This is a genomic window from Rapidithrix thailandica (assembly GCF_039710355.1).
Taxonomy (GTDB): Bacteria; Bacteroidota; Bacteroidia; order Cytophagales; family Flammeovirgaceae; genus Rapidithrix; species Rapidithrix thailandica.
Genome location: NZ_JBDKWZ010000007.1, coordinates 13,449 through 28,567, shown reverse-complemented (window position 1 = coordinate 28,567; position 15,119 = coordinate 13,449). Strand labels below are relative to the sequence as shown.

Annotated in this window: 11 protein-coding genes; 3 read left to right on the top strand and 8 right to left on the bottom strand. The window is 41.5% G+C overall.

The features are described from left to right. Positions 1–23: 23 nt before the first annotated feature. Positions 24–308, top strand: a complete 285-nt coding sequence (locus AAG747_RS13155) for an Rdx family protein (protein ID WP_346821643.1) — start codon at positions 24–26, stop codon at positions 306–308. Positions 309–352: 44 nt separating this feature from the next. Here the strand turns inward: AAG747_RS13155 and AAG747_RS13150 are convergent, their stop codons facing one another. From AAG747_RS13150 to AAG747_RS13135, 4 genes are all read right to left on the bottom strand, one after another. Further along, positions 353–3,172 carry a TonB-dependent receptor gene (locus tag AAG747_RS13150; protein ID WP_346821642.1) on the bottom strand — a complete coding sequence of 940 codons (2,820 nt, stop codon included), beginning with the start codon at positions 3,170–3,172 and terminating at the stop codon, positions 353–355. 268 nt (positions 3,173–3,440) lie between these two features. Next, entirely contained in the window at positions 3,441–5,018 is a 1,578-nt protein-coding gene (locus tag AAG747_RS13145; protein ID WP_346821641.1) for a hypothetical protein, read from the bottom strand. 456 nt (positions 5,019–5,474) lie between these two features. Further along, on the bottom strand, positions 5,475–5,828 hold the full coding sequence (locus AAG747_RS13140; RefSeq protein WP_346821640.1) for a hypothetical protein: 354 nt from the start codon (positions 5,826–5,828) through the stop codon (positions 5,475–5,477). A gap of 446 nt (positions 5,829–6,274) precedes the next feature. Next, positions 6,275–6,601, bottom strand: coding sequence for a nucleotide pyrophosphohydrolase (locus tag AAG747_RS13135; RefSeq protein WP_346821639.1), 327 nt, complete (start codon positions 6,599–6,601; stop codon positions 6,275–6,277). Positions 6,602–6,961: 360 nt separating this feature from the next. On the opposite strand from AAG747_RS13135, the gene msrB reads away from it, so the two are divergent. Next, positions 6,962–7,465 carry a peptide-methionine (R)-S-oxide reductase MsrB gene (gene msrB / locus AAG747_RS13130; protein ID WP_346821638.1) on the top strand — a complete coding sequence of 168 codons (504 nt, stop codon included), beginning with the start codon at positions 6,962–6,964 and terminating at the stop codon, positions 7,463–7,465. 182 nt (positions 7,466–7,647) lie between these two features. Continuing rightward, the gene (rimO, locus tag AAG747_RS13125) at positions 7,648–8,964 is read left to right on the top strand and encodes a 30S ribosomal protein S12 methylthiotransferase RimO (protein ID WP_346821637.1); all 1,317 of its coding nucleotides are present in this window, start codon (positions 7,648–7,650) and stop codon (positions 8,962–8,964) included. Between the two features lie 75 nt (positions 8,965–9,039). Here the strand turns inward: rimO and AAG747_RS13120 are convergent, their stop codons facing one another. The 4 genes from AAG747_RS13120 to AAG747_RS13105 all read right to left on the bottom strand — a co-directional run bounded on the left by AAG747_RS13120 (position 9,040) and on the right by AAG747_RS13105 (position 15,102). Next, the gene (locus tag AAG747_RS13120; protein ID WP_346821636.1) at positions 9,040–9,720 is read right to left on the bottom strand and encodes a class I SAM-dependent methyltransferase; all 681 of its coding nucleotides are present in this window, start codon (positions 9,718–9,720) and stop codon (positions 9,040–9,042) included. Between the two features lie 480 nt (positions 9,721–10,200). Further along, positions 10,201–11,874: a hypothetical protein gene (locus AAG747_RS13115; protein WP_346821635.1), complete on the bottom strand. Its 1,674-nt coding sequence runs from the start codon at positions 11,872–11,874 to the stop codon at positions 10,201–10,203. Between the two features lie 4 nt (positions 11,875–11,878). Further along, positions 11,879–12,268, bottom strand: a complete 390-nt coding sequence (locus tag AAG747_RS13110) for a hypothetical protein (protein ID WP_346821634.1) — start codon at positions 12,266–12,268, stop codon at positions 11,879–11,881. Positions 12,269–12,531: 263 nt separating this feature from the next. After that, on the bottom strand, positions 12,532–15,102 hold the full coding sequence (locus tag AAG747_RS13105; RefSeq protein ID WP_346821633.1) for an ATP-binding protein: 2,571 nt from the start codon (positions 15,100–15,102) through the stop codon (positions 12,532–12,534). Positions 15,103–15,119 lie beyond the last annotated feature (17 nt).

Here is a 15,119-nt window from a genome sequence, read left to right as displayed (position 1 = left end):
CTACCCATCAAACCGCTGAAAAAATGTCGGAACAAAAACCCATTATTCGAATAGAATATTGTACCCAATGCCGTTGGCTGTTACGGGCCGCCTGGATGGCCCAAGAGCTACTGACCACATTTGTGGAAGAAGTAGGGGAGGTAGCTTTAAAACCGGGCACAGGAGGGATTTATGAAGTGCGTATCAATGGAGAGGTTCTCTTTTCCAGAAAAGAAGCCGGACGTTTTCCGGATATCAAAGAATTGAAACAATTAGTGCGAGATGCCATTGCCCCAGAGAAGGATTTGGGGCATAGTGAGAAGAAATAAAAAAGGCTGCCAACCGGCAGCCTTTCGCGTGTATAGGTAATTTATTAATTGATTTGGTATTTGATTCCCACTGAGAAGCTTCTACCCTTTGTGTATTTTTGGAAGGTGTAATCGGTACCTCCCAGCTCCATTTCCTGTAAGTAATCAGGGTTGAGCAAGTTTCTGGCACGAAGTGTTACTTTCCATTTTTTGTTCAAGGTTTTCGCAACACTGACTCCCAAATCAGGACGAGGTTTCTCATACACAAATGGAAGTTCGGTAGAAACCAAATACAAACGCTCTCCGAATACATTGTAAGTCAGGTTTACATCCCAACCTTTGTCAAAGTTATTGTATTGTAAGAATGCATTTACGATATAAGGAGATTGCATATAAAGCTGACGGGTTTTCTCTTGGTCCGGGTTAAATCTGTTTCTGATGGTATTTAACTCCGCTTCGGTAAGCTCTACTTCCGATTTTACCAAGGTTACATTGGCTCCTAATTTGAAGTTTTTCAAGCCTTCTGCAATAAAGTCCAAGTTTTTACGGGCTTCCAATTCGATACCGTATACAGTGGCTTCCCCTACATTTCTATATTGGTATTCCAGATTGGTCGCGTTTACGTTGATAGTGTTCTCAATAGGGTTGGTGAATCGCTTGTAGAAAGGACTCACGGAGAAGTACTCACCTCTTCTCGGATAATATTCCCAACGCAAGTCAAAGTTATCAATCAAGGTACGCTCCAAGTTCGGGTTACCCAACTGCACGAAGTCTCCTACGAAATCAAAAGTAGCCAAGGGAGCAAACTCTCTAAATGTAGGGCGGGCCAATGTCTTGTTATAGGCTAAACGCAGGTTCATGTCTTTGATCAACTCATAGGTAAAGCTGATAGATGGCAAGATATCCTGCGTTTCGATACTTCCTTGGATATCGTTGAACGTGATCAAGTCTATATTGGTCATTTCCAACCGGGCACCAAACGTAGTTTTCAATTTTTGATTGTTGGTCAAAGGCGTTTCCACCATCAAATATCCCGCAGTTACGGTTTGATCCGCATCATAGTTATTCGGATCTTCGGAGGCATTGTCTAAATAGATCATCCAGTTGCCTTCCGCATCTTTACCCAAATGGTCTTCAGACAAGTAATCGGAAGGGTTACCATTGTGCTCAGGCTTATTGCCTGCTCTGGCATATTCGTAACGGCTTTCGCGGAATTCCCGGTCTTTAAAAGTATAAGCGCCACCGAATTTGATTTTTGACTCTACCTCAGAAAGAATTTTTACAGGTAGGGTGAAATGAATTTTGTTGTCAAAATTGATTTCCTCCATGTTCCGGTAATACCTTGAAGGAGGGTTGAACGGAGTCACCGTTACGGCATATTTCCTAGATCCGTCATCTTGGATTTCGTACGTATCGGTAAAGAAGCGTAAATCCGGCTCATCTTGTTTGGAAAGGGTCATAGAGCTGATCCAATCTACTTTTAAATTACCCAGTCCGCTGAACAGGTGCTCCCCTATAAGTTGTCCGGTAGAAATACTGCGCTCTTTCCACCAAAGGCTTCGGGCTCTGAAGATGTTTTTGTTGTCAAAGGTAGTTCTTTCATAAGGCCCTTCTTGGTAACGGACATTTTTCGTTCCGGCCTGGTTGTGCAAAAGGTTTGCTTTGATTTTGTGGTTGTCGCTGAGCTTTAAGGTTCCGCTGAGCATTCCCCCCCAAGTCACGTCTTCAGTAGATTTATTATCTTCTAATAAGCTGGTAGGCAATAATTCCTGACTGTTGCCACTAGGCTTTTGATACCTTCCGGTAAATCCTTTGGTATATTGGTCCCAGCTACGGGCATAGTTGATCGCAGCAATCCAACCGAATTGTTTTCCAAATAAAGTCGATTGATTTCCCAGGGATAAACTTAATTTATGATCCAGGAAAGAGTTGCCGTTTTTGAAATCAAAATTCGTATTGTCAAACGCCTTCGTGAACTCGATCAACTTCTCATCATCCATATAGATATTGGGGAAGTCATCTTGTGATACGTTTAATTGGGACGGTAACTCTCTGGTACCATCGTCAAAACCCAAGCCATCCAGCTTGCCCCCATCGTAGGTTTTAAAATCTGATTTTAAGTTCGATTGTGTATTATACCCCAATGAAGCAGACACCTGCATGGTGAAAGCATCCGGAAAGTCTTTGGTTTCGATATCGATCAAACCTCCGGCAAAGTCTCCGGGTAGATCAGGAGAGAAAGTCTTATAGATAATTACATTGTCCACCAGGTTGGAAGGAATCATATCCAACTGTACGGAGTTTTTTTCAGGGTCCAATCCGGGAAGGTCCGCACCGTTCATGACGGTTTTGCTGTAGCGATCTCCCAATCCACGGACATATACATATTTTCCACCTTCTACGGATACACCGGTTACTCTCTTTACTGCAGAGGCAATGTCTCTGTCTCCATTTCTTGAAAACTGCTCGGAAGAAATGGCATCCAATACTTTCGGTGATTTTTTCTGTACGGTTAATAAAGCATCTTCACTGTCTTTTAATGCTTTGGCTTCTACGACAATTTCATCCAGTACTTCTGACTCTTCCGCTAGGCGAATATTGAGTAAGGCAACTTCTCCGGCCTTGACCTCAACATTATTAACAATTTGTGTTTGATAGGATATAAAAGAAACGGTGAGCTTATAGGTTCCTACAGGAAGGTTTTCAATTGAGAACCGGCCGTCCAAATCACAAGAGGCACCTCTTTGTGTTCCGTCTACGGCTACGGTTGCCCCGATAAGAGGTTCTCCGTTTGCATCATCTACCACCGTACCTCTGATGGTTCCGTTTTGTCCAAAGGCATATCCGCCCATCAACAGACAAAATAGTAAAATAACTGTTCTCATAGGATAATTTACTGTGAATCTACGATTAGAATAAATAGTAATTATGGATAAATTGATAAATGGTTGCGCGAAGTTAATAGCTAGCTAAGTGATTGAAAATAAGGATATTTCAAATATTTGATTCTTAACTAAAGTTTAATAGAAGGCCAGAGAGATGTAACAATAAGATAACACTGCCGTGTTATTAAGTTTAAATCTTGTTGATAAAGAAAAGAGCTCCCCTTGTGGGTGACACATCAGGAAGCTCTTTGTGATTAGGAGTTAAATTTTAGTTGTCGCTGGAAAGTACTTCGTAAGCCACAGTCCATCCTTTGATCCAAGGCTCTTGTCCCGGAGCAAAAGCACCTTTATAGTTTACATTTTCGAATGCAGCTGGTAAGTCATCACCTAAGTTTTCAACGGCAGCTCCGTCAGCAGCAGGAACTACTTTCATGGCACCGGTTCCGAATTTAGGATCGCCAATGTGGTTGATCGCTCCAAAAGCATTTTGTAATTTGTCTACGTGAGCAGGGTTCGCAGGAGTGTTGTCGCCATAGTCAGGAATAGTGAACAACAATTTAGGATCAGACAAATCTGCTCCTCCTACGTTGTAGAATAAGTTGTTATTCAAGTGTAACGGAGCATTGTTGCTTCCACCTTCTTGTCCGGCTAAGAATCTCTTATAAGAATCTTCGGCAGCATCATCTTCCAAGTCTTCCACAGCAATACCTTTTTGAAAGTTCGCAAATACACTTCGGTAGTAGCTTCCACCGGCATTGTCTCTGAACAAGATCAAGTTTCCTAAACCACCTTTTCCTTCATCGTCGATGTCGCCAATATAAGTAATGTTGGCAAAGCTAGGAGAGCTGAATGGTTGAGCATCATCCGGTTTGTTACCACCGTCATGCTCACCACCTCTTGGGTCGTTACTTTGTAAGCTGTTGTCATTGATCCATACCAAACCGAATTGCGTGGTTCCGTTAAAGCCTTCGTCATAGTCTAAGGCATCATCTCCTTGCCATGATACTACCGCATGCTTTATATTTGCAGTTCCGCCAAACCACTCGATACCGTCATCCTGGTTTGACCAGATTTCTACATAATCAATGTCAGTAGCGTTACCAACGGCACCTAAAGTTAAACCGTTAATTTCGTTGTTTGCTCCAATTTTACTACCACCGTGACGGATAGATACATATTTGATGAAACCGGCATCGTGTGCATCGTTTTTCTCAAAAGTAACTTCTTCACCACTGGTTAAGGTATTACCGTTTTCGTCAGTAGGGTTACCGAAAGCACCGAAGAATTGAGTATCTCCATGCCCCCAAGCACCTCTACCTTCACTGGTAGGAATACCTTCGATGTTGCTTCCAAAATATCCGTCTCCGTTATTTGCATTATTACTGGCATTTCCTAAGATGATCAACCCACCCCAAAGTTGGTTAGCACTGCGAGGAACAGAACCGTTCAAGTCATCGGCAATACCGGTCATGATAATGGGTTTGTCTGCGGTTCCGCTTGCCTCAATTCTACCTCCACGAGCAACAATCAAAGCACTGGCGTTGCTTCCATCTCCTGGCTTACCTTTAATTACAGTTCCTGCTTCGATTTTTAAAGTTTGTCCGTAATTGACAAATACAAAACCATCCAAAACATATTCTTTGTCGGCAGTCATGGTGTAGGTTTTGCTAGCTTCGTCAAATCCTTCAAAGCCTGCCAAACCTTTATAAGAAGATTCCATCACGATGTTGTCTTCTGAGTTGTTCCCACCATCTGGTTTCGGATCATCATCGTCCTTACATCCGTAGAATCCAATCGCTAAAAATGAAATTAAAAGCGCTGAAAGAAAAAATTGTACTCGTTTCATCTGTTACCAATATTGTTTAAAATTCAAAATTGTGCTGGCAAAGCAAGTACAATACGCTCAGAATAAGGAGTTTTGGGGTTTAAGTTATTTTTAATTCAAAAATCTCCTTTTTAATACTTATTTAATATCCAATCTTGGTAAAGTACAATAAATTTGAAGACAATGTTTAATCCTGAAATGGGTAACTACCAGGGTAGATGAAGCGATAAAAGAAGCATTTGTATAGTGGTTTAACTATAATCCATTGTTAATCAATGTGTTGTAAAGTGTGTATTTTGTTATGAGGTTTAGTATGTATTAACTTTTAACATGAATGAATCATTGAGGGAGTGTTATGCAAATGTAATCTTAATGTTAAGAAGTACCTGAATGGTAAGAGTTTGTTTAACATGTGTTCATATAAAATAAAAGGCATGGCCCGAAAGCAATGCCTTTTTGTGTGTGAATCACCAATTCTTACACGGCAACTTCTTTGGCTTTTCTTTCCAATTTGTTCAGCTTTTGGAAAATAAAGTCCATTTTTTTCTTGCGGGGAGTAAAGGTGTTGGAAATAAATTTTGACTTTTTACTTTGAAAATGTTCTTCAAATTCATTCAAAAGCTTTTCCAGACGTTTAATGGCTGTTTCTGTTACGACTATCTCCCGGGAGACATCGTGTTTTTCCAGGATAGTACTCAAGTGGTGGGCTTGAGCAAATTGTACCAAGGCTGCTGCCAATTGATCATAGTGTTTTTGCAACTTCTTATTATGGATCAATAAGTACAACATTGCAGCAGTAAATGGTATGGTTAATACTAAAAAGTATAACATGACCTAATGTTTATTTTTGACGATAATGATTTCTTTTGTTGCTACTTGATCGAAGCTATGGCAAATTTTCCCGATCATTCAAAAACCGGTAGTCTTCCGTGATTGTATTTTAAACATGCTCTTAAGTGAATGATCTTCTGTCATAGTCCTTTATTTTCAATTTTGGAAAGAAATACTTCCATATCAGGCTCTCTCCGAAATAGGCCCGTATGCTTTCATACAGCAGCATTTTACAAAAATAACCTGATAATTCTAAATTTGTTCATTTTCAGGTAATCGTCATTTCATATTTTTCCGTCATCTTAGTTATTTTTTTCATTATCAGAAAGTTACTGATACTTGTTTTTCAAAAAAACAGAAGCGAAAGCCCAGTAATACAAACTCCAAAACTCCCCCCAAGTGTATTTTGAATTTACAGTACAAATCCTTTGCTTTCGAAAAGATCTCTATTGTAATTTTTCATTATTCTTATGCCTTTCCGCATCTCTTTTGGTCTTTTTATCCAGGTTTTTATGCAAGGCTTCTGTCAGGTCGATCCCGGTTTGGTTGGCCAGGCAGATCAACACAAAAAGTACATCGGCCATTTCATCGGCCAGGTCTACCTGTTTGTCTGATTCTTTAAAGGATTGTTCTCCGTATTTACGAGCCATAATCCGGGCTACTTCCCCTACTTCTTCCATCAGAATGGCCGTATTGGTCAGCTCATTGAAATAACGGATTCCGGTGGTATTGATCCATTGGTCTACGATTTCCTGTGCTTCTTTAATAGTCATAAGTATTGGGTTTTTATCTACTGCAAAAGAATAGTATGTTTCGCATTTTTCCTTCGTCTTTAAAAAAATTACCTGTTTTGTCGGGTGTATGCTATTCGCGTAAGTATTTCCTTCAAAAGGAAAAACATGTTACAGAAACGCAGTAAATTAGGCATGCATCGGCAATGGGCTTGTGACTGATGAGGTGGTGGTGTATGAAAGAATGGATACATATTTTTATACTCAAACTGAATGAACCATCACTTTGACAAAGTACACTCACTCATTAGACCCCGGTAGCCTCAATGTAAGTTGTTGAATTGGCCATAGAAAAGAGGCTTCTTGTTTTTAAAGCTTGTAAAAATGTAAACGACTACTACTATGATACGAATATTGTTATTGTGTAATCTATTCTTATGGTTTCAGTTAACAGCCGGCTGTGCGCAAAATTCGAATAAAGAAAAGCATACTTCTACAAATGTAGAACGAAGTGATAAAGTCGAGAAATCGGATGCGGAATGGAAAAAGCTATTGACTGAAGAGGAGTATCACGTAATGCGACAGCAAGGGACAGAACGCGCATTTACAGGTAAGTATTGGGACTACAAGAAGAAGGGTGTTTACCACTGTGCTGCTTGTGATTTGGAATTGTTTGACTCTCAGACGAAATACAAATCGGGAACAGGTTGGCCGAGCTTTTGGCAACCTATCGGGAGTGAAACAGTGGAGGAAGAAGAGGATATGAGTTTGGGAATTTCCCGTACGGAAGTACATTGTGCCCGTTGTGGGGGGCACTTGGGGCATGTATTCAATGACGGGCCAAAGCCCACAGGACTGCGGTATTGTATCAATTCGGTATCCCTTCAATTCAAAGCAAAAGAATAGAGCGGTTTTCCGGGGTGTTTCGGTGAAATAGCCTCCCTTCTGTTTACCGGAAGGGAGCTTTTTTATATCTGTTGTTCCTACACCTTACCTATTTTGTAAAAATCTCTGGCTTCCGGTCCTCTTCCTCCGGATTCCTTTCGTACCTTTGTCCCTGATTTTTTTCAATGAAAAGCTAGATTGAGGTGAAGACAAAATCGCGTAAGCAAGATAAAGTAAATATCGTCACCCTGGGTTGCTCGAAAAACCTGGTGGATTCGGAAGTGATGTTGACCCAATTAAAGGGGAATGACATTGATGCTACACACGAGTCAGAAAAAGATGACTCCAATATCATCATTGTCAATACTTGTGGGTTTATTGATAATGCCAAACAAGAGTCCATCGATACGATATTGCGATATGCGGAAGCCAAACAAGAAGGGGCAATCGAAAAGTTGTATGTGACGGGATGTTTGTCTCAACGCTATAAAGATGATCTGGAAAAAGAAATTCCGGAGGTAGATGCTTTCTTTGGTACAATGGATTTGCCTCTGCTTCTGAAAAAATTCAATGCCGATTATAAGCATGAATTGATCGGAGAGCGGCTTACTACCACTGCCCAGCATTATGCGTATATGAAAATATCAGAGGGTTGCGACCGTCCCTGTTCTTTTTGTGCAATACCCTTGATGCGGGGCAAGCACGTATCCAAGCCTATTGACGAATTGGTGAAAGAAGCACAAAGCCTGGCCGGAAGAGGGGTAAAAGAACTTTTGCTGATTGCCCAGGACTCTACCTTTTACGGGCTGGATTTGTATGGCAAAAGGAACTTATCCGAGCTATTGCAACGCTTGTCGGATGTCAATGGCATTGATTGGATTCGTTTGCACTATGCTTATCCTTCCGGCTTTCCCACCGATATATTAAAGGTAATGGCCGAGCGGGAAAATATTTGTAATTATTTGGATATTCCTTTACAACATGGTTCAAGCCGGATGCTGAAAGTTATGCGGAGAGGGATTGACCGGATCAAAACGGAAAACCTGATTACGCAAATCCGGGAAACCGTGCCCGAAATTGCCCTCCGGACGACATTGATTGCCGGGCATCCCGGTGAAACGGAAGCCGACTTTGAAGAAATGGCAACCTTTGTAGAGAAGATGCGCTTTGAGCGCCTTGGTGTGTTCACTTATTCGCATGAAGAAAATACCCATGCCGGAACCATGCAAGACGATGTGCCGGAAGAAGTAAAACAAGACCGGGCTGATGCTATCATGGAAATCCAACAGCAAATTTCCTTAGAGCGAAACCAATCACTTTTGGGTAAAACTATCAAAGTGTTGTTTGACCGGAAAGAAGGAGGATACTTTGTCGGCCGTTCCGAAGCGGACTCACCGGAAGTGGACAACGAAGTGTTGGTGAGTGCAGAAGATAATTACGTTCGTTTAGGGGATTTTGCTCAGGTAAAAGTGGAAGATGTATCGGAATTTGACCTGTACGGAAGTATTGTAAAAGAATAAAAGTAGCATCCTTATAAAATCAAAAAAGCGTTGGAAACCTCGATTTCCAACGCTTTTCTTTTTTACCGTACCTATTTATTTTTTCAGAATATAAAAAATTCGCGAATACCCTGTACTGGTTTGATAAGTAACGGTGTGCATCTCTGAAAAATGGCAGACTTTGAAATACTCTTCAACCTCTTCTTCATCCGTATAATAGGCATCTATTTTCCCCCAATCCGTTACAAATTCCAAGTGCTTTCCATGGATCTTTTGTCCCACTTTATGGATTTGTTTGTAAGGTGTTTCCAAAATTAACAGGCCGTCTTTCCTGAGCAAGGCATGGAATCGCTTGATACTTTCCAATTGCTCGCTTTTAGAAAGTTCCAGTACTCCCGACCATAGCCACAAGATGGCATCCGGCTGACAGGTAAGCTGTAATTGCTTTAAGTCTTGATGGAGGATTTCGGCCTGTTGGGCAAATTTCCCATTAAGAAGTTTGAGCAGTTTTTGAGAGCGTTCCACGCCTATAAGGTGGCCCGCATAGCCTTTTTGCAAGAGAAACTTCAAGGCCCGGCCATAACCGGATCCCAACTCCACGACTGTATCCAGGTCTTTAATAAAGGGGTAAATGATATCTATATCGGCACCTTGCTCCAAGCCAATCAGCCGGGCTAAGTGCTTGAAGTTTTGAAGGTCTATCTTTTCATAGAAATCGATATTATTATCGTTCACATAGTCAATTAATTGTTGAGTAAGGGAGTTTCCTGAGACCATTGGTTATACTGATTTTGAAATTCCAGGATTATTAAAGTTACTAGTGCAATTGATTTGGCGCATAGAGCTGTCAGATAAATAAACTAACTATGCCTTTATTCAAAAAGTAGTTTAAGTGAAAGTATAGATAAAATAAATGATAGGGAAATTTTCTAAAAACGCTTGATCAAGTCTCTTCTTTCAACTGTAAATGAGCACTATTCCTTGACGCATAGAATGTTAGAAAATTCCGAGTAAGAAAAACTACCAAACAATAATTGATTGGTCCTCAAAAAGTAAATTACGTTCACTTAAACTTATAACTAAAATGTAAAAAAAAATTATGAATTCAAATGGAAATCCTTGTAAAAATATAAGTAACTCCCTGAAAAGTACTATTCAATGAGATAAGTCATCTTGTACCTTTTTGGGGAGAATCTAAAGAAAATAAAAATTCACTTTCAGACACAATATTCCGGCCTTTTCGAGTGGTTGGTCGAGCTAGATCCAGAAGGGTTTTCGCGTACGCAAAAGTTCTCCGAAGATAAAATTCTTAAATACTTTCACTAAGTGAAAGGCAAAGCGTGTCCAGCCGATGGGAGAGCTAGAAGTGATGACCCATTTGATTACTTTGGCCGTAAACAACATTGAAAACTCCATGGCCTTTACATACGATTGGCAATTTTCGACATGCTTGCGTAACAAGTGCGGAGAGCTGTGTTCCGGCACAATCAAGGTTGCATCAAAATCAAAGTCAAAATCGGTAATGACTCCTTGGTTGCCATTGGGGTGAGGGGTATACACCATCCGCTTGCCAAATAAAAAGCCCAAGCCCCGGCCAAACATACGAATGGCTTCTCGAATTTCACGGAAGAGAACCTTTACCATATTTTTGAGAATATTCAGCGTTTGTTTTACTTTTTGTGCCAGCCAGCGGAAGACGTTTTTAATCATTCTTCCCAAAGTTCTGAATAGACTTTTGGCTCCCTGGTAGATTCTTCGGATCAGGTTTTTCTTTGAAGACAACTCCTGCCGGGCTTCGTCATTTACCGCTTGCCATACCTCATTCATATTCCGTTGAATGTTATGTTTGGCCTGTACACTATGGTTTTCCATTAAGGAGTTGAACTGATGGTAGAAGTCCTCTGTGTCGAACTTTTCAAAAAATTCCGGGGAAAGGATATCCTCAAACAGATAGTGAATGTTTAACACCCAATACCCTTGAGCAAGGTGCATCATAAAATGTCCGGCTTGTAAGTCCACATTTCCGGCTTCTACTTCGGTCCGGTGAAATTCTAAAAGGGACTCGAAAGTCACATCTCCCATTTCGTTGTCAAGCAGGCCCCGGTAATGTCCCCGCATCCATTGATGAACTTGTAGAAGCCGGAGTAACAAACGGTTACTGTCTTGTTCTACTTGTTCTTGTAAAAAATCAAAATCCATTTTCTTTTCATTGCGAAAAGCAAATTTTTTGAAATCCTTAAACGTAGTGCTTTGCCGGTCAAGCTGTTGCTTCAGGCGCCTTCTGAATTCCCTTCTGAACTCGGGCGCATGTTCAAAGGAAAAAAGTTTTTGATGACGAGGGTTGTGATGGCGGAAATAAACGATTCTGTCTTTGTATTCGGGTTGGGAAAGAATATACTGTGTGAGTTTGGGTACATCGCCCAATAATTGGAATACTTGCTGTGGGTGAGTCAACTTGAGCCATTGTTTCAATTGAGAAATCGCCTTTTGTGTCTCACTGTTAAATGCCTGGCCGATGGCTTGTGTATACAGGCCCAGTACGTCCAGGCGGTAGTGTAATACCCGGGTGAAAAGTGACTGATCTCCGATGTTGTATTGGGTGGGTAGTTGGAAGCTCCCTTCCAGGTCGGTAAGCCGCAGTAAAAGCTGCAATTCAAATTCCGAAAATTGCCCGGGACCCTCTATGCGTTGGATTTCACGGATTTCGGTCCGGAAGCCGGTAGGAATTAGCCGGGCTCGCAAGTAGTCTTTTCGAAATTGTCGGATGCCATCCAACAAATCATCCGTAAAAGTTTGCTGGGAGGAATTCAGGTTCGGAGATAAATAACCGAGTTCGATCAGGGCCTGTTTGGCTTCGGATTCACGACCCTGATCGAGCACTTCCAATTGACCTTCCGGCAGGTACGCTTCCAGCCCAAAGAGCGATTGCATAGGATTAAGCCAGTTCTTTGATAAATTTAAGGAATGCCATACGGGCTTCTTGAGAGGCAGCTACCATAGAGCGGTGCGCTTCCATCAAGGTTTGTTGTTCGGGTGTGAGATTTTCTTTGACAAAGACCACGGCATCGCTGTCTACGTCCAGGTAGGTAAAACCGACTAACTTGAAATCCATATTGGCATTGGCCCCGTCACTCAATGACTCTATCAGTGCCTTGGTGTTGAAGCCGGTGATCTTATTGCCGCTTTTGGTCCGTTTCAGGATTTTATCGGCTTTCATTGTCAGGTTTCCTGTATATGTGGTGACTGAAAGGGTAGCCAAGTCTTCAATGGCCCTTGCTATATCATTTTTAAGTCTTCCGAATCCTTGGGTAATTTCTTGATCCATGTTGGTTTAAGTTTTATCTGTGTTGAAGTAAACATTGTGTATCCATCGGCATTCGCAATGCCTGCATGCAGACAAAGGCCCTGCCCATCTTTGCGCCTCAATATAAGAAGAGTGAAATTTACTGCCAAATTCCTAAGAAAAATTGCGGAATGCCGCTCGAACGACCGACAACATGAAACAGAACTTCCATGCCCTATTGTTTGGAAGGAGGCTTCCGGTAAGTACATTCAAAAACAATGTGTTAAGGTATGACTATTATTTGTTCAGGCTGTTTTTTGATCGCTATTCATCACCAAAGGTTCCGCACATTGATCAAGTTCCACAATGAAGGTGGCTCCTTGTCCCTCTTCACTTTCGCACCATACCCTGCCGTGCATAGCTTCCGTATATTTCTTCACAATAGAAAGACCTAAGCCGATGGATTGCTCGCCTGAAGTGGGCTTGGCAGATAGTTTTTGAAATTTTCCGAACAGCTTTGCCATATCTTTTTCGTTGATACCGGGACCGTGATCACAAAATTCCGCTCTGAGTTTTCCCGTATTTTCTTTCAGCCTTACTTCTATGGCAGATTCCGGTTGGGAAAACTTGATGGCATTGGACAGCAGGTTTTCGAATACTTGGTACAGGTAGTGCTCATCGGCCAAGGCATATGTCTCTTGGACTTCCCATTGGCAATACAGGCGGATCTTTTTTTCTTCCAGAGCTTCAGCAAATTGCTTACACACTTGTTGTATCAAAGAAGTCAGGTCGGTTTTGCTGAGTGTAATATTCAGCTTTTGAGATTCAATGGCCCGCACATCCAAAATTTTCGCAATCATTTCATTCATTCTGCTTAAAGAGCGCTGAATCAAGTGAATACTCTTGATTTGTTCTAATGAAAAATTTTTCGATTGGTGATGTAAAAAATTGAGCAAGCTGATCGATATCGCCAGAGGGTTTCGCAAGTCATGCGCCAGGATACTGATCAGGTGGTTTTTCTCCTGGTTCAGTTCCACCAATTCATGATGTTTTTTTTCTATGACTCTTTTTTGCTTGGCGAGCTTGATATTTGCTTTCTTCGACAGGTTATAATTGTATAGGGCCAGTATCAGAATGATCGTGATAAATAAGATGATGCCTATAAAGGCGTAGCGCTGTGTACGGGCCCTGTTCAGTTCCAATTGGTTTTTCGTGAATTCCAATTCCCTGATTTCTTTTTCTTTCTTGAGCAACTCTATGGTTCTCAAGCGCTCCTGTTTTTCCAATTGGATTTGTTTCAGAGCCAGGTCTTGGAGCTGTTTGTTTTTTTGGAGTGAGTAGAGCTCCCGTTCTCTTTTTTCAGCTTCCAAGGCTTGTTGAGCCAGGGTTAGTTGCTGTTGGGCTTTTTCCTTTTGCAGTTGTTCATTTTGTAAGGCATACTGTTGTAAGGTTTTTTCTCTTTGTAAGATGGCCAATTCTTTCTCATAGCTCTCCGATTCCAGTTGCAGTTTTTTCAGAATCAAGCCTTTCATTTCCTCATCCAAAATCATCTGCTCCCTTTTATTGCTAATGAATTGCTTCTGGTTGGTGGTAGTTTCCCTTCGCAAGGCTTCTCTTTTTTCTTCCAACTCTTTGTTTAGCAAGCTGTCTTTGAGTTGAGAGTGGAGCGTATAGTAATCCAGGGCTTTTTTAAACTCGAATTTATCCTGGTACATTTCTGCCATATGAATGTATCCGAGACTCAAAATGTCTTGGTCTCCGTATTTTTTGGCGATGTGTAAGGCATTGTTTCCGTAAATTTCTGCAGATTGGTAGTTTTTTAATTTGTAATAGATGCTGGAGATGTAATAGTAAATCTCCGCCAGTTCTTTCTTTCGTTGACCTTTTTCACAGTGCTTACTCGCCATCCCCAAAAAGGACAGTGCCCGGATAAAATAGTCGGTTTTGCGTTTGTTTTTTTCTCCCAGGTCTTTATGTAAGATCCCCACACTGACCAGTCCGTCAATCAACTTGTTGAGGTAGGGATAAGGACCTTGGGTATTTTCATAGCGGGTCACAAAGGCAAAATATTGAGAAAAGTAGGTAATGGATTTTTCTAACTCCCCATTGTCTTTGTACAGATAAGCCAAATCGAGTAAGGAATTGGTAAGCTGCAGGGTATCACTCTGTTGCATGTTGATTTCCAAAATCTGATGGTTATATCCTATGGCGGTGGGATAGTCTTCCAGCTTGGCATAGGCATCCCGGATTCTTGTCAATACTTGTTGCGCCTTTTGCCATTGTTGTTGGTTACTGTACAGGTCGTGGAGGATCAGATCGTAGTGAATCGCACTTTCGTAAATATTGACTTTCCGGCATAAGTAGGATATGGTTTGTAGAAGGGCGATGGTTTGAGGCTGTTCCTGTGTTTCCGGTCGGATTTGATAGGCCAGTACATGATAGTCCAACGCTTTTTTGAGCAGGTCCCATTCCTGATACAAATTGCCCAACTCATTGTAAGTTTGATACAGCGAGAGGGAGTCTTTTAGTAACTCGGCCTCTTTCAAGCTCCGAAGGTAAAACTTCAAGGCAGAGCCCAGCAGCTTTTTTTGTTGGTAAGCCCTGGCAGTGATTAAAAAACTTTTGGCCCGTAATTTCTGAAAAGAAAATTGATGAATGCCCTTTCTGGCTTGTTCGGAGTATTGAAGGGCCCTATCATAGTCGGCCTGCCGGAAAGCTTCTTCCGCCATATGCAAAAGCTCTGTTGCCTTTGCACTTGTCATAAGTGAATCCTGGGCTGCACTTGCTGGCTCTTGGGCATATAAAGTCAAAGTAACGAAGTGTAAGATAATACAAACCCAAAGTGCTTTGCCCCATTTATTTGTTAGCGTATTCATAACAATGTCAGGACTTT

What these genes read in the sequence shown, in the direction of transcription:
- AAG747_RS13140 (WP_346821640.1), bottom strand. Translation starts at nt 5,828, where the DNA reads ATGTTATACTTTTTAGTATTAACCATACCATTTACTGCTGCAATGTTG.
- AAG747_RS13110 (WP_346821634.1), bottom strand. Translation starts at nt 12,268, where the DNA reads ATGGATCAAGAAATTACCCAAGGATTCGGAAGACTTAAAAATGATATA.
- AAG747_RS13145 (WP_346821641.1), bottom strand. Translation starts at nt 5,018, where the DNA reads ATGAAACGAGTACAATTTTTTCTTTCAGCGCTTTTAATTTCATTTTTA.
- AAG747_RS13155 (WP_346821643.1), top strand. Translation starts at nt 24, where the DNA reads ATGTCGGAACAAAAACCCATTATTCGAATAGAATATTGTACCCAATGC.
- AAG747_RS13115 (WP_346821635.1), bottom strand. Translation starts at nt 11,874, where the DNA reads ATGCAATCGCTCTTTGGGCTGGAAGCGTACCTGCCGGAAGGTCAATTG.
- AAG747_RS13105 (WP_346821633.1), bottom strand. Translation starts at nt 15,102, where the DNA reads ATGAATACGCTAACAAATAAATGGGGCAAAGCACTTTGGGTTTGTATT.
- AAG747_RS13135 (WP_346821639.1), bottom strand. Translation starts at nt 6,601, where the DNA reads ATGACTATTAAAGAAGCACAGGAAATCGTAGACCAATGGATCAATACC.
- msrB (WP_346821638.1), top strand. Translation starts at nt 6,962, where the DNA reads ATGATACGAATATTGTTATTGTGTAATCTATTCTTATGGTTTCAGTTA.
- AAG747_RS13150 (WP_346821642.1), bottom strand. Translation starts at nt 3,172, where the DNA reads ATGAGAACAGTTATTTTACTATTTTGTCTGTTGATGGGCGGATATGCC.
- AAG747_RS13120 (WP_346821636.1), bottom strand. Translation starts at nt 9,720, where the DNA reads ATGGTCTCAGGAAACTCCCTTACTCAACAATTAATTGACTATGTGAAC.